Raw genomic sequence first — 21,265 nt, forward strand, 5'->3', positions numbered from 1 at the left:
TTTTATATTCGTTCTGGTTCAGTCTCCTGTTCAACAGTAGCGCTGCGGCATCTTAATTCGTCTTACAGCCGCTATCCATTATAGGTGTGTAATTGTAATCTAGTCGAGGGATTCTTGTGACAATATACCTTAAAGCTGTAAAAAAACACTCCTCTTCGTCATCAATAACGAAAAGGAGTGTTCATTAATAAGCATTAGTATTAAAATTCACCAGCAAAGTGACAAGCTACGAAATGGTTTGACGCCATTTCCTCATACTTTGGTACCTGCTGCTTGCAGATTTCTTTAGCAAACGGACACCGTGTATGGAACTTACAGCCGCTAGGCGGGTTCGCCGGGCTTGGAATGTCTCCTTGAAGTACAATACGTTCAGACTTACGTGTCGGGTCCGGTACTGGGATTGCAGAGAGCAGCGCCTTCGTATAAGGATGAAGAGGTCTAGCAAACAACTCTTCACGCGGTGCCATCTCTACCATTGAGCCTAAGTACATAACACCAATCCGATTGCATAAGTGCTCAACGACCGACAGGTCATGAGAGATAAACAAATAAGTCAGGTTTTTTTGTTCTTGCAAATCACTCAACAAGTTGATGATCTGTGCCTGAATCGAAACGTCCAACGCAGATACAGGTTCATCAGCCACAATAAACTCTGGATTCATAATAAGTGCACGTGCAATACCAATCCGCTGACGCTGTCCCCCTGAGAATTCATGAGGATAACGATCAATATGATAAGGAGCAAGACCACAAATCGACAATATTTCTTTTACACGATCACGAATTTCATGTTTGGACACAAGACCGTGATCAACAAGAGCCTCACCGATTGCTGTACCAACGTTAATTCGAGGGTTCAAGGAACTGTAAGGATCCTGGAAAACCAATTGCATCTTAGGTCGCATCGCACGAAGTTCCTTGCGAGATAATTCATGCAGGTCGGTACCTTTGAACTTAACCGTGCCTTCCGTCTTTTCAAGCAGACGTAAGATGGTACGACCAGTGGTCGATTTTCCACAACCAGACTCGCCTACTAACCCAAGGGCTTCCCCTTTGTTCAGCGTAAACGAGATGTCGTCTACTGCACGGACGTGGCCCACTGTACGCTGCATAATACCGCCTTGAATAGGGAAGTATTTCTTAAGATGATTAACTTCTAATAATGGCTCTGTCATTAAGCTTCCCCACCTTTCTCATAAAGCCAACAAGCAGCTTTGTGGCGATTCTCATACGTGTTAAGTGGTGGCTGTTTGTCCACACAGATCGACATGCAGTGTTCGCAGCGATCATTAAAGTAACAGTTGTTTCCTAAAGATACTGGGTTAGGAACTTGACCCGGAATGGTGTACAACCGGGATTGGCGTTGATTAATAATCGGCTTAGCCCGAAGCAAGCCCTGTGTATAAGGATGCTTAGGATTTTTGAACAGCTCATGAACGGGAGCTTCTTCAATCACCTTGCCCGCATACATAACGACTACATGGTCAGCCATTTCCGCTACGACACCCAGGTCATGCGTAATCAGCATAATTGCCGTCTTAAATTCGCTCTTAATATTACGCATCAAGTCAAGAATCTGAGCTTGAATCGTTACATCAAGCGCTGTAGTTGGCTCATCCGCGATCAACAGCTTCGGATCACAGCTTAGTGCAATCGCGATCATGATCCGCTGACGCATACCGCCCGACAATTCATGCGGATAAGAATTGAAGATTTCAGCGGCACGTGGAATGCCTACCAATTCGATCAGCTCGATAGAACGTTTCTTCGCTTCTTTTTTCGACATACCTTTATGAATAATAAGCGGTTCTGAAATTTGTTCACCGATCTTGAACACCGGGTTAAGCGATGTCATCGGCTCTTGGAAAATCATCGCAATCTCATTACCACGAATATTACGCATCTGACGTTCTTTTAATTGCAGTAAGTCTTCACCATTATATAAAATCTGCCCGCCTTCTGTCTTACCTGGAGGCGATACAAGGCGCATGAGGGACATCGCGGTAACACTTTTACCGCAGCCGGACTCGCCGACTACACAAAGTGTTTCCCCTTCTTTAATCGCGAAGCTGACATCATTTACGGCCTTGACCACACCACCACTCGTGTAGAAGTTCGTACGCAGATTACGGAATTCAACTAAGTTGTTAGCCATAACGTCCTCCTACTTCTTCATTTTCGGATCGAGTGCGTCACGCAAGCCGTCACCAATAACGTTTATTGCTATAACCGTCATAAAGATACACACACCAGGTGGAATCCATAACCAAGGTCTTTTCTTAAAGTCTATCAAGTTGTTGGCTGCAGAGATCATATTCCCCCATGATGGTGTAGGTGGCACAACCCCAATACCGAGGTAGCTAAGAACCGACTCCATCAAAATCGCACCGGCAACAGATAATGTCGCTACAACTATTATAATCGGAATTGTATTTGGAATCAGGTGACGGAAAATTTTACGTTTATCACGTAACCCAAGAACTTCTGCTGCCTGCATAAACTCTTGCTCCCGAAGGGTCAGTATTTGTCCCCTTACAAGGCGGGCCAAGCCTGGCCAGCTCATAAATCCGAGCAAGAACATAACTAAATATATCCGTTGGTCTGGCGGAACCTGAATATCCGACAATACAGCTCCAAGTATAATCAGGAGCGGCAAAGCAGGAATAGACAACATAATATCCGCAAACCGCATTATGATCGTATCGACCCACCCGCGGTAATACCCCGCCAATGCTCCAAGTGTACTGCCGATAGCCACCGATACCATCATTGCCACAAGGCCCACTAACAATGAAATCCGACCTGCAAGCATTACACGAAGTAAGATATCGCGTCCTAGCTTATCTGTACCTAACCAATGCGAAGCGGAAGGCCCCTTGTTGCTAGCCCCTGACATCGTCTCCAAAGAATACGGAGAAAAAAACGGACCGATAAAACAAATTAAGAACATCAATATAATAACGATGAGTCCAGACATTGCAGTCTTATTTCTGCGCAGCTGCCGAAATGCTAGCGTCCACGGGGAAGCTGGTTTTGTCTTTGGCATTTCTGCGTTAGTCGATGTTGAATCTACTGCTTGAGCCACTATTCATTCCCCTTTCTATTTCATGCGGACACGCGGGTCAGCAATACGGTACAGCATATCGGACACGAAGTTGCCGACAAGCGTCAACGCTGCCAAGAACATCGTAAAGCCCATCAACAAGAAGTAATCACGTGACTGAAGTGCGGCTAAGTTAATCTTACCAATACCAGGCCAGTTAAATACTTGTTCCGTAATCATCGCACCCGAGAATAGAGCAGGAATCTCCATCCCAAGAAGAGTGATCGCTGGAAGCAACGCGTTTCGAAGCGCATGCTTAAATATTACTGTACTTGGCTTAACACCTTTGGCACGAGCAGTACGAATGTAATCCTGACGTACAACCTCCAGCATGCTTGTCCGGAAGTAACGTGTCAGACCACCAACGCTAAGGGCAGTAAGCACGGAGATAGGCAGCCACATATGCTGAACCAAATCCCATACTTTAGCTAATCCTGTTGCATTGCTACCTGTTGTATACATTCCACCTACTGGCGCCCACTTCATATCAACGGCAAAGAACTTGATCGCTAATAGTCCGATAAAGAAGGAAGGTAAGGACATCAAGGCAAAGACAAGAAACGTAATGATACCATCAAAGAATGAATATTGCCTGATCGCTGAGTACACGCCGACAAATATGGCAATCGTCCAGCTTAGCACGAGTACAATTGCAGCGATAATAAAGGAATTCCACATATAACGATTCATAACCGTTGTTACCGGCTGTTGATGCTGAGTGGACATCCCCAAGTCACCTTGGATCGTATTTTTAGCCCAAATAAAATATCTTTCATGAACCGGCTTATCCAAGCCGAACTTTTCTTTTAGCTCTGCTTTACGCGCGTCTGAAATGGTCTGTTTGGAGTCAATGAAGTTACCTGGCGCCATAGCAAACACACCAAACAATACGATTGATACGCCGATGATCGTCGGAATAATCTGCAAAATGCGCCGTATTGCGTACTGTTTCATAAATATTCCTCCTTGCTTTATATAAACCCAAATGCCCAGCCGTGGCGTGGCTGAGCATTAGGTATCCTAACTTGTACCAATTTTATTGAATTTGGATCGTCGCCAAATCGTTAGTAAAGCGACGGTAAGGAGAAATATCGAAACCTTGGATACGGTGGTTAATTGTGTGCAAGTCACGACGTTGGTACACGAACATCATCGGCAAATCTTCGTTAATTTGTTGGTAAATTTCTTTAAAGATGCCTTTACGTTCTTCAACGTTTAAAGTAGAGCCTGATTTTTTGAGCAATTCATCAACTTTAGGGTTGCTGTAACCAGTTTTGTTTTGGGAACCGCCTGTACGGAACGTTCCTTCGCTATCCTGCGGATCAGGTGTTAAGCCTGCTGCCAAGAACAACATGTCGTAGTTCTTTTTATTGTACTTGTCAAGCATTGCGTTAAAGTCCATTTGGTCAGCTACAAATTCGATGCCCAAATCTTTGTAGTTCTTTTGAGCGATTGGAATGATCGCTTCGTTTACTACGTTAGGTGTAGTAGCGGAGAAGTTAATTTTGAACTTCTTACCGTCTTTTTCACGGATGCCGTCAGCGCCAACTTTCCAACCAGCTTCGTCAAGCAACGTTTTTGCTTTATCAAGATTAAATTCATACTTTTCAACTTCGTCTGTGTAAGCCCATGATACTTTAGATTGTGGAATGTTAACCACATCTGCATATCCTTGGTATACAGTGTCGACGATTTGCTTACGATCCAAGCCGAAAGTCAACGCCTGACGGACTTTTTTGTCAGCAAATTTAGGATCTGTATTGTTAAATGCGATATAACCATAACCGTTTGTTGGGTTCAACACGGAATCCAAGAATCCGATGTTTTTGATTTCTTCCATTTGATCTTTGGATACGGAAGGATCATCATAGTCTGTTTCACCTGTTTGCAGCAATTGCATTCTTGTTTCTTCTGTCGTTGTTTTGTAGATCAAGTTTTTGATCTTAGGTGCGCCCATGAAGTAGTTCTCATTGGCTACCAAACGAACTTCTTGACCTGGGAGATACTTATCAAGCTTGTACGCACCAGCGCCTACAGGTTTCGCGAACAAATCTTTCATTCCGCTCATGTTACCTTGTTTGTAAGCTGCGCCATATACGTGCTTAGGCATAATACCTGTAGCACCGAATACATTCAAAGCGGTTACTCTAACTTCTGTATTTGTGAATTCAATCGTCTTCGGATCGATAACTTTGATACCAGTGATTGAATTCGCTTTGCCTTCTTTATATTCTTTCGCTCCAACCAATGGTGCGTATTGCATAACATCTTGAGGACCGTCGTAGTCTTTGTCATACATAGCTGTAATTGTAAACGCTACGTCTTCAGCAGTAACTGGTTTGCCATCGCTGAATTTCGCATCTTTTAATGTAAAAGTAAATGTTTTGTTGTCGTCAGATACTTTATAATCCGCCAAGAATGGTGAGAATGTACCATCCTTATTAATAGTAAGCAACTGAGCAAAAATGGATTCTACAAGGTATACATCATAAGTTGATTCAGCGTACAACGGGTTGAAGATACCAGATGGATCTGTAATACCAAGAATAGCTGTATCCTTACGGTTCACAGCAGCTTCTGGGTTCAAGCTTGCGTCTGGAGCAGGAATAACGCCTTCTGTTACCAATTCGCCTTCGCCTGTTGTTTCTTTTCCGGAATCAGTCGTTTGACCGGAATCAGGAGTCTTGTTGCCCTCAGCAGAATCGCCGCCGCCGCATGCAGTCAATACGAGCGAGAATGCCAGTACAAGGCTCAATACAGTGAGTAATCTTTTCTTCACAACAATTGCCCCCTAATCGCTTTATTTATATTTACTTACAAACATGCATACCTATAATCTCTAACAAGATTAAAGGGATCGTTCGTTTATTACTTATAGAACACTGGTCAAAACGAGATATTCGACAGGTGGGACATAAGTAGGAAACGAATATTTTTCATAATACTACTTTATAATTATGTATTTGTAAATCCCTTTGTCAGCTTTATATTAAAATAAATTCATAATGATTCGATAAGTTTTTTTTATCATCGACAATATTAACATATCCAGATCCAACCAAATTATGATGGCAATATCTAACTTTTCCTTACTTATACGGACATTTGTCCTCCATACAAGTACATAATTACAATGTTGTCCTCATTGTATGTGCATATGAAAACTACTCATTCGCTTGCATACTTTTTGCATATCGACATTTAAAAATAAAAACAGCCCCGCAATTCCTTTAATTTACAGATTGCAGGACTGTATGAAAATAATTATATAAACTCTTTTCACATAACATGAGGTGCTTTGTTTACTGCATGCTCACCCCGATGAATTCCTGATTCACTCGTTTCATATGCAAAACAATGTCCATATCGGGTCAATAAAGTTTCTTTTGACATAATAATGGTCTTTGGTACTAGTTGATTGGATTGCTGCTTTAATCTACTCTGACCAAGAGGATGAATAACTCTCATCAGTACCCTTAGATATTTCTGCGTAATCCATGAGAACAAACCTCTTGGCAGTTCTCTTATCGTAAATCCGAATTGTTCAGGTCCACGGTGCATAAAGCTCACTCCATACAGAGCCTTGACCTCGTGACAGAGTTCTTCTCTAGCTTGCAAATACTCCGCAATCTCCGGCAAAGTACGTTCAACATCTCGAATCATATGAATAGCGAGCTGCATCGAACTTCGTGAACGCTTCCCGATGTCGTACAAACGCTTGTTATCAAAGTGAAGTTCCAAAATCATGTCGTCATGGTTCAAAACTAAACCGTCATCCAATTGCAGCGCTTCGCCATGGTAAGGACGTGTTCGGAAATGAAACACAGGACTTTTCTCATTGGTTGTCTTAAGACCAAAGAATATGTGGAACAATTTCTCGTATCCTAACCACAACTTCACAACCATTTGTTTCATCCAAGATGGATTCCTCGTCTTTTCTATATCAGTGGCACGCATTAATTCATCTACGCGTACGCAACGAAGTTCCTTTGCCTTAGCATCTTCTAAGAAGCGTTGCAGTGCAATCAGCATCTCGGCAGGAGCTTCCCGATCCGCTCCAAAAGTCAGTCCACAATCGTGCAGCAGTAGTACTTCTCCACCGCGACAGCGCTTGGACATCCGCTTGTACAGACGTTCTGCCCCCAACTTCTTCCGCCAATCTCCAAATAATACAGACCATAATATAATCTGAATATGGCCGAGGTTACCGAAGTCAAATAAATTAACAATGCCCCATGGGGGGCGATAATAAATGGCGGGTTTCCCTGTGATTGCCTCGATAATATCCGAGGTCTTCTTGATGTGACGTTTTACCGTTGCGGGTCGCATCAGCCAATTGGTCTTATGAATATAATTATGAATACCGATAAGATGCCCTTCATCATGCATACGCTTAATGAGCTCGGGTTGCTGCTCTGCATGGATACCAACGACAAAAAAAGTGGCTTTCGCCTGGTATTCCTTCAGCAGATCGAGTAACTGTGCCGTATACACGGGATCAGGACCATCGTCAAAAGTGAGAGCTAAATCTCGATCCGACTTCCCTTTCTGAAATACACGGAATCCAAAAAGACGGCTGAACACGCCTGGGAGAAACGCATAAAACGTCAGGATATAAAATGTCCATAACAATAAGACTTCCATCCGTATTTCCCCGTTTCGTGATAACGTTTTGTTTATTTATATTGTAACATATCCCCCAAAAGAATAGGCATATGATTTCGATATCGTGTACAATGATGAATAAACTGTGCCTGTCTTTTACAGAAAATTCCCATAAGGAAAAGGAGTCACCCACTATGCTCGCCTTTTATCGCAAATACTGGCGCACTGCTTTTGACATCGGGCTTATTGTGCTAACAGTATACTTGATCATGCTCGCCTTCAGTAATCTGTACGCCATTGCGGCTCCCATCTTTCTCGCTTTTGTAATCTATTTGATCATTGAGCCGTTTGCAGCTTTTCTACATCGGCGCGGAATGAAGAAATCGATTGCATCTGCTCTATCTGTTATGTTATTTGTCCTTGTTATTCTAGGGACAATGCTCGGAGCCGGAATTATATTTACACAGCAGATCAGCGACCTGATCGGTCAATTGCCTAAGTACCGCGACATGATTATTAAAGAGTCAGGCAAGTTGATCATTTTCTTACAACATAAATATGAATCATTGCCACCAGATGTGAGTGCGCGTATAAGTACCTATATATCCGACTTTGCCAAGACGGGTGAAGAATGGGCAACTTCATTCTTAAGCTGGGTTGTCCGCCATGTTGCGTCGTTGTCTACATTTATTGTTAATTTCGGCATTGCTATCGTGCTTGCCTACTTCCTCAGTACCGAAATCGACTCATGGAAACGTTTGGCTAGTGATAAGACACCTCGAACGTTTAAAGAAGCTTTTAATTTTTTAAAGGACAATGTGTTTCACGGGATCGGCAGCTACCTTAAATCACAGTTCAAGTTGATCTCGATCTCGTTCTGCACGATTTTTATTTCATTAATTCTGCTGAATGTCAGCAATGCATTCTCCATTTCCCTGTTATCGGCATTCTTTGATATCTTGCCTATACTTGGTGTGCCTGTCATATTTGTACCTTGGATCGTCTACTTGTTTGTGATTGGCAACACGTCACTTGCGATCTGGCTCACAGTAGTCTTAGGCATCGTTCTGCTGACGCGTCAAATTTTAGAGCCTAAGATCACAGGAGATTCATTAGGTGTCTCGGCCTTTACGATGCTGTCGTTTATGATTATTTCCTTATCTTTGTTTGGCGTAGCTGGTTTAATTTTGTCACCTGTGCTGTTGATTTTAATCAAAGCTTTGATGGATCAAGGATACTTAACACGCTGGATCCGCTTTCCAGCCGAAGAAATTCAAACACACCCATTAGCCCCAACAGTTGATGAGGATAAATCCTGATCTGCACAAAGGCCTATTCTGGATATGTAGACAAACTTAAAGGGCGATTACCTCTCACAAGTAAATCGCCCTTTATTTCTCTTTTCTCGCGAGTTCGTCCATAATATCGCCAAAAATTTGAGTTGCACGATGCCCTTCCTGCTTTTTCTCTCCGATAGATACAACTGCAACAGCAAATTTAGGATTATCTGCTGGCCCATACCCTACAAACCATGAATTCAATTCATTCAGCCCGTATGCAGTTGCCTGCGCCGTCCCACTTTTCCCAGCCAGTACCCAACTGTGTTGCTGCAGAGCTTTTCCTGTTCCAGTTGCAACCGTCTGTTTCATCCATTGCAGCAGCCTATAGGCTGTTGAGGATTGAATGGTTCGTTCCAGCCGCGCTTCACTCGCAAAAGATACAAGCGCACTGCCCTTGGCATCTTCAACCCGCTCCACGAGGCGGGGATGCCCGTATATTCCACCTTTCAGCAAGGTGACCATCATGTTAGCGGCAGCCAACGGCGTTATTCTAACATCACGCTGACCGATTCCTGTCTGCGCCCGAATGCCGCCATCTGTCTTATATACACCTCCCGCTTGTTTCACAAATACGCGGCCAGGATGCTCACCTTCAAATTGCTTCAACGGTTCGTGTCCCAAGCCGTCACTCGACCGCATTCCAACGGGGTCTATCAAGCCTAGCTTCTCTGCATATCGTTGAATCTGTTTGCCTTGTAATCTTTCGCCTAATTCGGCAAAGACAACGTTGCACGAATCTGCAACAGCTTCCGCCAGCGTAAGTGTGCCATGCCCCTCATGTTTCCAGCATGACAGCCCGTATTTAGGATAAGTACCATCACAATGAAATTGTTCATGCAGATCCGTTATACCTTCTTCAAGTGCTGCTGCCGCTATAACAAGCTTGAACACAGAACCTGGTGAAATGGCTTGGATCGCTTGATTGTTCCATTGCTCTCCTGCGGGATATATATGGTTTGGATCATAACTGGGCAAGGACACCATTGCCACTACATCTCGCGTCTTAACATCAAGCACAACTGCCGCGCCTTTTGTGATCCCTCGCTGCAGCATGATGTCCTGTATGGATCGCTGAAGTCCCATCTCAACTGTTGTCACCACTTGCAGCGGATAGTAAGGATTGCTTGGTTTGCGGACCCTTATATCCAGTCCATGCAGCGGCCTGCTTGCAGCATCCATATAATGGACGTACGTTACAGGTCCGAGACCAGCTAGCAGCGGTTCTAACGATCGTTCGAGACCAGCCATGCCCTTCCGCTTTACATAGGACCATGCAGGTTGCGAACCCTTGGTCAATGATGCTCCACTTGGACGCGCTGCTTCGCTTGTATATCCTATCCAATGCGGTGTTTGCTCATGCCAAGGATAGGGCTCTACGTAAGGAAGAACACGCACTCCGTTCCAATTTTGCCGGGTAATCATTTTTTGTTCCTCTGCGCTTATTGGATAGGGGCGTTTGGTGTCTTTAGGATCTTTCCATATAATGGGTTCAGTTGTATTCGACCACCGTTCAGCAAAATCTGATTCTTCTATTTTTAACATTTGGGCAAGCGTATGCACTGCACCTATGGACAAAGACTCTGCCTTGAGCGGGAACAAGACAAGTGCATGTGTAGGGCGCCCCGTAATTATCACACCATTACGGTCTACAATGCGCCCTCTGCCATCATCAAGCACTATTCCCCTCTCACGCTGAATAACAGACTGGGTCATAAGAGTATGTGGGTCATGTGGCAGTGGCCTATTGGGACCGATAAATTGCAGCCAAGCTAATCGCAGACTATAAAGAAGTAATACGCCAGAAATCAGCAGGGTGACCACACTGATTCGTTTCCATCTCTGTGATTCTGCCTTAAGCCGCATATCTATCACATCCCTGCTCTATTATTGGAAACAATTACTCACTTAGTAGTATCGTCGCCTTGATTCGCTTTTAATCATCTTTATGTTAATCATCTAGACTCGCCCCCACCATTTGCAGGATAAAAATCTACTGCGCTCCAACAAAAAAAGCACTCCCCACATGGAGGAATGCTTTTACCAGATTATTATATTTATTAATAGTAAATATATCGTCTCATGATTCCATCGTAAACTGATCCAATTGCCGCTTCAATTGATCGGACACCTGCTCCAGCTCAGTTGAAAGATCCACCAGTCTTGCAGAGACGGTCATCTGCTCATTGCTTAACGATGCCACCTCTTCTGAGGTTGCAGATGCTTCTTCCGCTACTGCACTTACATTAGACATCGCTTCTGTCAGCACACGCTGGGATTCATCCAGTTCATTCACGCCGGCAGTTGCATAATCGAGCTTCGTAAATAACTGAACCATCTGATCCTCCACTGTATGGAAAATATGGTCTGCTTCCTTCACGGCTTCTAATTGCTCCTTAAATATTGGATATGCATCACCAAGCATCACCACAGTCTCATTCACTTCCTTCTGGATGCTCTCCAGAATCTGTCCGACCACCTCTATCGACTGTTTAGATTGGTCCGCGAGACTGCGTATTTCGTCTGCTACCACCATAAAGCCCTTACCTGCCGCACCGGCACGCGCCGCTTCAATGGCTGCATTTAGTGACAGGATGTTCGTCTGCTTGGTCATTTGTGTTAACAACTCAAGAATTTTACGGACCGAGAGTGTGCTTTCCTTCAACGCATCCACTTTAGAAACAAGCGAGCGAATCATCGTCTCGGTCGTCCCCGTCTTATGGTTAAGTTCAACCATATAGTGTGTACCGCGTTGGCTCGCGGCTTGAACCTCTGTTGCGGCAGAATACATATCCACGTTCATTTCAATAACGTTCAACATTTTCTGTGAAGTACTCTCTGTCCAATGGTTGCTGCGCTCAGCTTCAACTGCCAGGCTTGTCGCGCCGTTCGCAATCTCTTCGGTTGCAACTGCTATCTCCTTCGCCGAGCTCGCAGTCAAGCGCGAGGCTTCCCCTAAACGCGAAGCTGTGACCAACACTGCTTGTGCAGATTCTTCTGTACGCTGCACAAGCTCCGAAATACGTGACATCATTGTATTAAAACTGATCGATAATTGTCCGATCTCGTCCTTTGAGCGATGAGTCATCTGAAGGCCCAACTTACCCTGAGCCCCTTCTTCCATCAGATCGCGGAGCTGTTGCAGCGGCTTGCCAATACGCCTCATTACGTACCAACCCAGTAACAGGGCCACAATGATTGCAATAACGATTGAGATTATCGTCACGTTACGAATAGAGGCCGTACCCTTAAGCAGTTCCCCCATAGGTGTAAAACCATTTATCGTCCAACCCGTAACAGACGAGACATAATAGGTGCCAAGCTGCTCTTCCCCTGAGGTGTTAGACACAATCCGGTAATCAACCCTCTTGTCTCCCGCTACATCTAGACGAAGTTGCGGCTCTTGACCTATTAACTTGAGATCGTTAGCAAGAACAACTTTCCCTGCTCTATCCACAATCTGAGCAAATCCTCCACTACCATTATCCCATTTCAACTGTTCTTGCAAAGTCTGTACATATACTTCCATGACCATCACATACATGGACTGACTCGTATTAATATTCTTAACCACTCTGGTCAGTGCATATGTTTCTTTCGGACTTTGGCCAGATAATCCGCGCTCAGACGACGGAATCCAGTTGACGTTACCTGCGAGTTTAAGAGTTGCATCAAACCATGGCTTGTTGCGTTCATCTGCCATTGCTGTAGTGGATACACCTGAAGAATAGATCGTAGCATGTTCCTTATCAATTGGAATCAAATAAATACCAAATAATGCATTGTTCGCGAAAACGTAAGAACGCAGCTTATTTTCGATTTCTTTCGAGATTTGAAATAATTCATACTGATTACTCTCTTTGGTGTTATACGCTTCTGTTAGCAATTTCTGCGTATCCTGGTCAAATAAAATCTGATTGGTTAACTCCATGTTGTTCTGGAATACGAGATCCAACTTTTCCCCTGCTTGCTGCACCGTTTGAACTTGAGATAAGGATACCTGCTCTTGAATCGTTGCTTGCGAGCGGTCATAGGAGAATCCCCCGATTCCCCCTACAAGAACCGTTATACTGACGAGGAACAGTGCAAATAACTTCATTCCCACCGAATGGAACGGACTTCTTGCAGCTTGCGCTGGCGGTTGCTGCGGGACACCGTTAGATGGAGTTACAGTTGTCTCTTTTCTCTTTCTCCAATTCATTGCCACACACCACCCTATATGTATAAATATTTAAAAACTTATGTCATTAGGCCTAGGTATATAGTTCGACAAACCTTATTTTAAATCCTTTTATACGCTTATACTTTCTTTTCAGCAATTAAAAATCATATTTTGGAAAAAGGTATGACTTTATACTAAAAACCCCTCGCCTATAAGGCAAGGGGAAAAACATCTATACGATGTGCAAATATCTATGCTACGTTGGTCAGCGCTGACTTCTTGTTTATCTGTTTTTCTTACGCATCATGTCAAAATAATGAACAGGCTGTTCCACTTTCATGCGAATAAGCTGCAATGGATGTCTGGCTGCATCAAGCTCGTTGCCATCCGTATCCCAGATATGTCCCACCGTCTGTTTAAAGAAAGTTCCGTTAGGACCGAAAAATTCAATCTCTGCCCCTGGCTTAAAATGATTGCGCTGCTGAATGGTAGCCATTCCAGTATCGGCATCATAATCAACTACTAATCCAGCAAAATCATACGGTGCAGCCTTTTCTTCTGGTTCGTAAATATGGTCTTCATGATCCGGTTCTTCATAGAAAAATCCTGTATTGACAGGCCGGTTTGCTGCCTTGTTCATTTCATCAATCCACTCAGGCTTCAATTGATAATGATCAGGGTCTGCCATATACGAATCAATCGCTTGTCTGTACACATTTACAACAGTAGCCACGTAATGAATAGACTTCATGCGACCTTCTACCTTGAAGCTGTCCACCCCCACGTCAACTAAATCCGGAAGATGCCCAATCATACATAAATCTTTCGAGCTCATTGTAAATTGGTTCTGTTCTTCCTGGAACAACGGAAGCTGCGTAACTCCTAGCTTAAATGGCTGCAAGGCAGGCTCCTGAGCCGCCTCCTCTTCACTGACTAACTGTGTCAGGTCAGGTCGATCATCCTCGAACAGATCATACTTCCAACGGCATGACTGACAGCATCCGCCTCGATTCGAGTCACGGTCCGTGAAGTGGTTAGACAGTGTACAGCGGCCTGAATACGACGAACACATCGCACCATGAATAAAGGCTTCGATCTCGACATCTACGTGCGCTTTCATCTCTGCGATCTCGTCCATACTCGTCTCACGTGCCAGCACGACACGTGGCGCGCCTTCTTCTTTCCAGAACTGCACTGTCTGCCAGTTCGCAATTGATTGCTGCGTACTGACGTGAACTTCAAGGAGCGGGGCGACACGCTGTGCTGTCTCAATGATGACAGGGTCCGCTACGATAATCGCAGCAATACCGGCTTCTTGCAGTTGAAGCAAGTAAGCTTCAATACCTTCGATATCTTCATTATGAGCATAGATGTTCGTGGCTACGAATACTTTAGCTCCATATTTTTTAGCAAATTCTACGCCTTCACGCATTTCCTCAAACGTAAAGTTATCTGCATTTGAACGCAGGCCATATTTCTGGCCGCCGATATATACGGCATCTGCTCCGTAGTGAACCGCAAATTTCAGTTTTTCCAAGTTACCGGCGGGTGCGAGCAGCTCAGGCTTGTCAAGACGATTTCGTTTGCCGTTATATTTACGTATTCTAGTGTTGGTTGTGGTTGTCATCTGCTTCACGCCCCCCTCTTAATACATCTGTTCTTTATAGAAAAAGCCAAACGACAGCTCCCGCTCAGGATCTTGTACAAGACGAATACGCTCCATCCATTCTGGACGGAACTCATATCCTGTTGGGTCTGCCGCGTATGCATCAATTGCTTCGCGGTACACACGAATGACCTCTTCATTGTAAGCAGCGGATTTAAATAAACCTTCGATTTTGAAGCTGTCCAGTCCTGCATCCAACAGCAGCTTCAGATCCTCAAGGATGCACATATCATCAGAACTCATAATATGAGTCCCGTTCTCATCCTCATAGACAGGGAATTTCTCCTCCTGACGCTCTTGCTCAATAAGGAACAATTTACGATCCCGTCCAACTTTTGCTGTCTCTTCTTCCTGACCGATATGGCGTAAATAGTGCTGAACAAGATGGCGTTTCGAATGATAAATATTGGTCATGCCGTGCACCTGAACTTCTACTTCCATGTCTGGAAGATACCGTTTCATTTCCTGCACTTGTTCCATATTCAGTTCACGAGCCAATACGATACGGCTGGAACCACGTTTTTGCCAATAACGGGCCGTCGCATAATTCGTAGATGTCATCTCTGCATTCCAGTGCAGCCTTAAGCTTGGTGCTGAGCTCCTAATCGTCATCAATACGGCAGGATCTCCATAAATAACCGCATCAACTCCAATACGTTCAATGGCTGTCAGGTATGCGGGAAGGTCTTTTAAGGCATCATTATGCAAAATATTGTTCACTGCAACGTACAATTTGGCGTGATACTTACGCACGATTGGCATGGCCAATTCAATATCAGCAAGTGTCATCTGACCTGGCATACGCATGCCATATATCGATTCACCAACAATAACCGCCGTTGCGCCAGCCTTAAGAAATCGTTCAACTTCCTCCAGCGAGCCTGCAGTTATCAGCAGTTCAGGTTTTGTTGTCATCATACTCACCACTTTACTGTTTACTTTTCTCGATGTTACGCAGATGTTCTGCATAAGTCTTTGCAAATAAATGAGACTGCGTTCCGTCCTTTTTCGTTACATAATAGAGAAAATCAGTTGTCTCTGGATGAAGCGCCGCTTCAATCGAAGCGATGCTCGGACTTGCAATAGGACCTGGCGGCAGCCCATCTATTTTATAGGTGTTATAGGGACTGTCAATTTCCAAATCCTTATAAAACAGCCGCTCCTTTGGCTTGTCCAGCGCGTATTGAACGGTAGCATCGATCTGGAGAGGCATTTTCTCCGTGAAAATGCGATTATAAATAACACCCGCAACGATCGGCCTTTCTTCATCCACGACGACCTCACGTTCCACGAGAGAAGCCACAGTGAGCAATTCATGAAGCGTTAACCCTTTCTTCTTCAGATCAGCTTCCCAGTTGGCCAGTTGCGCAATCTTTTTCTCCGTCTCCTGAAGCATACGGTCTACAATTTCTTGAGCCGAGCTTCCTTTTTTCATCTCGTAAGTTTCCGGGAACAAATAGCCTTCAAGTGAATGCTTGATATTTGTATCCTTTGGGAGCTTGATTTGGAAAGGCAGTCCCTCAACGTCAGCTGCCGCGTCATCTATTGCCTTCATAAAAGCAGACTGTTCAACGATCCCTTTGCTGCTTAGCTCCGAAGCAATCTGTTCTACTGTGTAGCCCTCTGGAATCGTAAAACGAACCATTTCTTCTTTAACGACGTCACCACTATTTAAGCTTGCGATGATAGCATCATAGTCAACACCTGGCCGAAATACATATTTCCCTGCCATAAACTTTGAGCCTTCACCGTTCATTTTCAAATACACTTTAAATAATGCAGCGTTCTTAATGATTCCGTTTTTCTCTAACTGTTCAGCAATGGCACCCGTGCCTGATCCGCGTTCAATCAAAACCTGAACATCTGTATCCTGCTTAGCAGTTGGCTGCATGCCGTTCCAAACGTACCATACGCCTCCTCCTGCAAGAAGCATTAACAAAATGAAGACCACAAGTGTAACTTTAATCCCTTTCCTCATGACATCACTCTCCCACATGGAAAAAAGAGCGGTTGCTGCCGCTCTCTTTTGTAAGTTATTGAATTGTACAGAGACAGCTGTTATCCGTCAAGCTCTTCGGAATAGGCAAGCTCGTCAAATTGCTCCATAGCATCTTCCCATTCCTCGTCGCTCTCGATCGTTTCCAGCTGCCAACCGCCTGCTGCATCTTCTGTAATACGAAGTACATCAGCATCCTCGTCGCCGTCCACTGCTTGAACAACAGCGTACGCTTTATCGCTCATCTCAAATTCTGCTAACAAATCAAATACACGGCTCTTGCCGGATTCATCTGTCATCTCTAACGAATTGCCGTATGTTTGCGACAAACGATCAATAAGTGTAACCTCATGCTGTTCGCTCACCGTTAATTCTCCTCTTCGTTGTCCACTAACGTATTAAATGTCTCTTCTACGATATTCCACTCTTCTTCATCTTCGATAATGAAGAGCTTCAAATCTTCGCCGTCTTCTTCGTAACGGAAAGCGTATACTTCATCCGCCTCTTCGTCCGCAGCGTCCACGGGCACAACCATCATGTACTTATTGTCAGAACCATCAACCTCAAATTTCATGATGACTTCAAATTCTTCTTCATTTCCCTCATCATCCGGGATATAAATGATTTCTGGTTCTTCATGTTCATGTTTGTCCTGTGTCATGTTCTAAACCCCTCACCTTCTAGATTGATAGTCGAGATATGTTTGTAAAATGATTGTAGCTGCCATCTTATCGACAACTTGTCTGCGCTTCTTGCGACTTACATCAGCTTCAATTAATGTTCGTTCCGCTGACACGGTGCTTAAGCGCTCATCCCATAGGTGAACGGGCAAGCCAAACGACTGCTTTAACGTCTCGGCGAATGACATACTGATCTCGCCACGCGGGCCGATCGAGCCATTCATATTTTTCGGCAGGCCAAGGACAATTTCCTCTACCTCATGTTCCTTCACAAGGGTTTCCAGACGACGCATATCATCTTCGTCATTCCGACGTACGATAACTTCTAGTCCTTGTGCAGTCCAACCGAAGGCATCGCTTACGGCTACACCGATTTTGCGATCCCCATAATCCAAACCAAGAATCCTCATCTTTGTCTCCTACAACTCATGTTTGCCAGTGAATACCAGCATTCCGGCAAACAACCAGCCGGTCTAGCGATGATGGTTCAAATAAAAACGAACCAATTCCTCAATCAACTCATCCCGCTCTTTCTTGCGCACAAGACTTCGAGCGTTATTATGACGTGGAATATAAGCGGGATCTCCAGACAGCAGGTAACCGACGATTTGGTTGATGGGGTTGTATTCCTTCTCTTGCAGCGCATCATACACTGACAACAAGATGTCTTGACTAGATACTTCCTGCTCATCCGCTTTGACATTAAACTTCATCGTCTTATCCATTGAATTCATCGTCGACACCTCGCTTTACTCTTATCATAACACATACCCCAATAAACAAGAAAATATTCCATCTAAACCTTGTTTCTTTAAAAACAGTTTGTGGCAAATTGATGAAACCTGGACTACACCTGCGTCCATCAACATATGTCAGGTATAGTCCATCGCCGCAGCTTTAGGTAATCAATTTCGGACTTAAACGCCCGCTTGACTGCTGACAAGCTGTTCCACAAGCGCTAATGCATCCTGCAGCTTATCAGCGTTCTTGCCACCAGCTTGCGCCATGTCCGGTCGACCGCCCCCGCCTCCGCCAGCGACTGCAGCAATTTCTTTAATCATTTTGCCAGCGTGGAACCCTTGCTTCACTAACTCAGGAGCTACCGACACAACAAAGTTAACTTTGTCTTCATGAACTGCGCCTAATACCACGATTGCACTAGGGAGCTTGGACTTTAATTCATCTGCTGTTGTCCGCAGCGCATCCATGCTATTAGCATTAACAGCTGCTGTCAATACAGAGACACCAGCAATTGTGCGAATCTGATCCGTCAATTGGCCTGCTTCAATACTTGACAGTTTGGCATTCAAAGATTCATTCTCGCGTGCCAATTCTTTCTCGCGTGCAAACATCGCTTCCACGCGTTTAGGTACATCATTGATGTTGGATTTCAACAGTCCTGCCGCTTGCTTGAGCACATCTAATTGCTGCTCCATATATTCATACGCATGACGACCGGTAACGGCTTCAATTCTTCTTACGCCAGAACCGATTCCGCTTTCGCTAATCAATTTGAACAGTCCAATCTCGGATGTGTTGGACACATGACATCCGCCGCAAAGTTCAATGCTATATCGACCTACTTGCACGACACGCACCACATCGCCGTATTTCTCGCCGAAGAGAGCCATCGCTCCCATCGCCTTAGCATCGTCAATAGACTTTTGCTCAATAACGACAGGCGTACCTTTCCAGATCTGCTCATTTACACGGCGCTCAATCTCCGCCAATTCCTCTGGTTGTATGCTGCCAAGCTGTGTAAAGTCAAAACGCAAGCGCTCAGACTCTACGAGAGAACCCGCTTGGTTAACATGCTCTCCCAGGACGTCTTTCAACGCACGGTGCAGCAAATGAGTTGCCGTATGGTTCTTGATGAGTTCCTCGCGCTCAGAACGATCTACAGTAGCTTCAAGTGTGCTGCCTGAACGGAGTGTCCCTGCTTCTACTTTAACCATGTGAACATGCTGCCCATGAGGCGCTTTCTTCACACCCGTCACGACCGTCTTTAAATCGGACGCCGTTAATGTGCCGTTGTCACTTACTTGTCCGCCGCTTTCCGCATAAAAAGGAGTGCGGTCTAGAATGACCTGAACCGTTGCACCAGCAGCAGCTTCCTCAACTAGCTCATCATCCAAAATGATGGCCAATACATTGGCATTGGTCACCAACTCATTGTATCCAACAAACTCACTTTTAGTCGTAAATTCTGCCAACGGTCCGCCTTGCACCTTCATGCTCTCCGACTCTTGTCGAGCTGCACGAGCACGGTCACGCTGCTCCTGCATCGAAGCATCAAAACCCTCACGGTCTACGGTCAGGCCATGCTCACTTGCATAGTCTTCCGTCAGATCAAATGGGAAACCATACGTATCATACAATTTAAACGCTTCAGGTCCACTAATTTGGGAGCGGCCTTCTTTCTTCGCCGCAGCAGCCATCTCTGACAAAATCGCTAGACCATCTGTTAACGTCTCATGAAAACGTTCTTCTTCATTTTTAATCACTTTCTCGATAAATTCACGTTTTTCAACGACTTCAGGGTAGTATACACCCATCACATCGCCAACCGTTTTTACGAGTTCTACCATAAATGGGCGCTCTACGCCAAGCATTTTACCATATCGCACTGCGCGGCGAAGTAAACGGCGAATAACATACCCACGTCCTTCATTAGACGGCAGCACGCCATCTCCTACTGCAAATGCAACCGTACGAACATGATCCGCGATAACTTTAAACGCAACGTCCAGTTCTGGATTTGATTTGTATGGAATACCTGCAATTCGGCTTGTTTCTTCAATTATCGGCATAAAAAGATCGGTATCAAAGTTCGATTCTACATTTTGCAAAATCGAGGCAAAGCGCTCCAAGCCCGCACCTGTATCTATATTTTTGTTCGGAAGCGGTGTATAACTTCCATCTTTATTATGATTATATTGCGAGAATACTAAATTCCACACTTCCAGATAGCGTTCGTTCTCACCGCTCGGATAATTCTCAGGGTCGTTAGGATCACCATACGACTCTCCACGATCATAGAAAATTTCTGTACAAGGTCCGCATGGGCCTTCACCGATATCCCAGAAATTATCCTCTGTTTTTACGATATGATCAGCGGGAACGCCAATCTTCTCATTCCAAAGGCGGTATGCTTCTTCATCATCAGGATGTACAGTTACATACAACAGACTTGGATCAAATCCGATCCATTCTTTGCTCGTTAAAAATTCCCATGCCCATGTAATAACCTCTTCTTTAAAATAATCACCAATTGAGAAATTACCCAGCATCTCGAAAAATGTATGGTGACGTCTTGTCTTGCCCACATTTTCGATATCATTGGTACGGATGCACTTCTGTGAATTCGCAATCCGAGGATTATCTGGTTTAACACGTCCGTCAAAATAAGGCTTCAACGGAGCCATTCCGGCATTAATCCAGAGCAAGGAAGGATCATTATGGGGAACAAGCGACGCACTTGGTTCAACATGATGTCCCTTACTTTCAAAAAACGCTAACCATTTAGCACGAATTTCACTAGCTTTCATTTGGGATTCCTCCTATGTGAGCAAAAAATAAAAAACGCCCCTGTATATACAGGGACGATGTGTAATCGCGGTACCACCCTGGTTATCGCTGCAACTCACCATGAACGGTGTGTCTCTTCCTGTCAATGCAGTAAGGTCCCCCACATCGAATCTGACAGGAGAATAATT

General features: G+C 44.6%; 17 protein-coding genes. 1 reads left to right on the forward strand and 16 read right to left on the reverse strand.

Annotated features, from left to right (window positions below; all coding sequences use genetic code 11):
• Positions 1–200 precede the first annotated feature (200 nt).
• The 6 genes from QP775_RS09720 to QP775_RS09745 form a co-directional block, all read right to left on the reverse strand.
• Positions 201–1,175 (reverse strand): ABC transporter ATP-binding protein, encoded by a 975-nt coding sequence (locus QP775_RS09720; protein ID WP_239332921.1) that lies wholly within the window; start codon positions 1,173–1,175, stop codon positions 201–203.
• Positions 1,175–2,155, reverse strand: a complete 981-nt coding sequence (locus tag QP775_RS09725) for an ABC transporter ATP-binding protein (RefSeq protein WP_239332923.1) — start codon at positions 2,153–2,155, stop codon at positions 1,175–1,177. The genes QP775_RS09720 and QP775_RS09725 overlap by 1 nt, the downstream gene beginning before the upstream one ends.
• Positions 2,156–2,164: 9 nt before the next feature.
• The gene (gene opp4C, locus QP775_RS09730; RefSeq protein WP_239333095.1) at positions 2,165–3,046 is read right to left on the reverse strand and encodes an oligopeptide ABC transporter permease; all 882 of its coding nucleotides are present in this window, start codon (positions 3,044–3,046) and stop codon (positions 2,165–2,167) included.
• Positions 3,047–3,100: 54 nt separating this feature from the next.
• Positions 3,101–4,057 carry an ABC transporter permease gene (locus QP775_RS09735; RefSeq protein ID WP_239332925.1) on the reverse strand — a complete coding sequence of 319 codons (957 nt, stop codon included), beginning with the start codon at positions 4,055–4,057 and terminating at the stop codon, positions 3,101–3,103.
• Positions 4,058–4,139: 82 nt separating this feature from the next.
• Complete coding sequence (locus QP775_RS09740; RefSeq protein WP_285105503.1) at positions 4,140–5,882, reverse strand: ABC transporter substrate-binding protein; 1,743 nt, start codon at positions 5,880–5,882, stop codon at positions 4,140–4,142.
• A 500-nt stretch (positions 5,883–6,382) separates the two neighbouring features.
• On the reverse strand, positions 6,383–7,747 hold the full coding sequence (locus QP775_RS09745; RefSeq protein WP_285105505.1) for a polysaccharide deacetylase family protein: 1,365 nt from the start codon (positions 7,745–7,747) through the stop codon (positions 6,383–6,385).
• Positions 7,748–7,902: 155 nt separating this feature from the next.
• Between QP775_RS09745 and ytvI the strand changes: the two genes are divergently transcribed.
• Complete coding sequence (ytvI, locus tag QP775_RS09750) at positions 7,903–9,027, forward strand: sporulation integral membrane protein YtvI (RefSeq protein ID WP_239332931.1); 1,125 nt, start codon at positions 7,903–7,905, stop codon at positions 9,025–9,027.
• A 72-nt stretch (positions 9,028–9,099) separates the two neighbouring features.
• Here the strand turns inward: ytvI and QP775_RS09755 are convergent, their stop codons facing one another.
• From QP775_RS09755 to alaS, 10 genes are all read right to left on the reverse strand, one after another.
• Positions 9,100–10,911, reverse strand: coding sequence for a peptidoglycan D,D-transpeptidase FtsI family protein (locus QP775_RS09755; protein WP_285105509.1), 1,812 nt, complete (start codon positions 10,909–10,911; stop codon positions 9,100–9,102).
• A 214-nt stretch (positions 10,912–11,125) separates the two neighbouring features.
• Positions 11,126–13,246 (reverse strand): methyl-accepting chemotaxis protein, encoded by a 2,121-nt coding sequence (locus QP775_RS09760; RefSeq protein WP_285105511.1) that lies wholly within the window; start codon positions 13,244–13,246, stop codon positions 11,126–11,128.
• A 244-nt stretch (positions 13,247–13,490) separates the two neighbouring features.
• On the reverse strand, positions 13,491–14,834 hold the full coding sequence (locus QP775_RS09765; RefSeq protein WP_239332937.1) for a peptidase U32 family protein: 1,344 nt from the start codon (positions 14,832–14,834) through the stop codon (positions 13,491–13,493).
• A gap of 18 nt (positions 14,835–14,852) precedes the next feature.
• On the reverse strand, positions 14,853–15,788 hold the full coding sequence (locus tag QP775_RS09770; RefSeq protein ID WP_239333097.1) for a peptidase U32 family protein: 936 nt from the start codon (positions 15,786–15,788) through the stop codon (positions 14,853–14,855).
• A gap of 13 nt (positions 15,789–15,801) precedes the next feature.
• Entirely contained in the window at positions 15,802–16,851 is a 1,050-nt protein-coding gene (gene mltG, locus QP775_RS09775) for an endolytic transglycosylase MltG (RefSeq protein ID WP_239332939.1), read from the reverse strand.
• 80 nt (positions 16,852–16,931) lie between these two features.
• Positions 16,932–17,234 carry a DUF1292 domain-containing protein gene (locus tag QP775_RS09780; RefSeq protein ID WP_239332941.1) on the reverse strand — a complete coding sequence of 101 codons (303 nt, stop codon included), beginning with the start codon at positions 17,232–17,234 and terminating at the stop codon, positions 16,932–16,934.
• A gap of 2 nt (positions 17,235–17,236) precedes the next feature.
• Positions 17,237–17,530, reverse strand: a complete 294-nt coding sequence (locus QP775_RS09785; RefSeq protein ID WP_028544811.1) for a DUF1292 domain-containing protein — start codon at positions 17,528–17,530, stop codon at positions 17,237–17,239.
• A 12-nt stretch (positions 17,531–17,542) separates the two neighbouring features.
• Complete coding sequence (gene ruvX / locus QP775_RS09790) at positions 17,543–17,959, reverse strand: Holliday junction resolvase RuvX (protein WP_239332943.1); 417 nt, start codon at positions 17,957–17,959, stop codon at positions 17,543–17,545.
• A gap of 63 nt (positions 17,960–18,022) precedes the next feature.
• Positions 18,023–18,283, reverse strand: a complete 261-nt coding sequence (locus QP775_RS09795; RefSeq protein WP_239332945.1) for an IreB family regulatory phosphoprotein — start codon at positions 18,281–18,283, stop codon at positions 18,023–18,025.
• 183 nt (positions 18,284–18,466) lie between these two features.
• The gene (gene alaS, locus QP775_RS09800; RefSeq protein ID WP_285105517.1) at positions 18,467–21,097 is read right to left on the reverse strand and encodes an alanine--tRNA ligase; all 2,631 of its coding nucleotides are present in this window, start codon (positions 21,095–21,097) and stop codon (positions 18,467–18,469) included.
• Between the last annotated feature and the right edge of the window lie 168 nt (positions 21,098–21,265).

Source organism: Paenibacillus sp. UMB4589-SE434 (assembly GCF_030226685.1).
In the GTDB taxonomy this organism is placed as follows: Bacteria; Bacillota; Bacilli; order Paenibacillales; family Paenibacillaceae; genus Paenibacillus_B.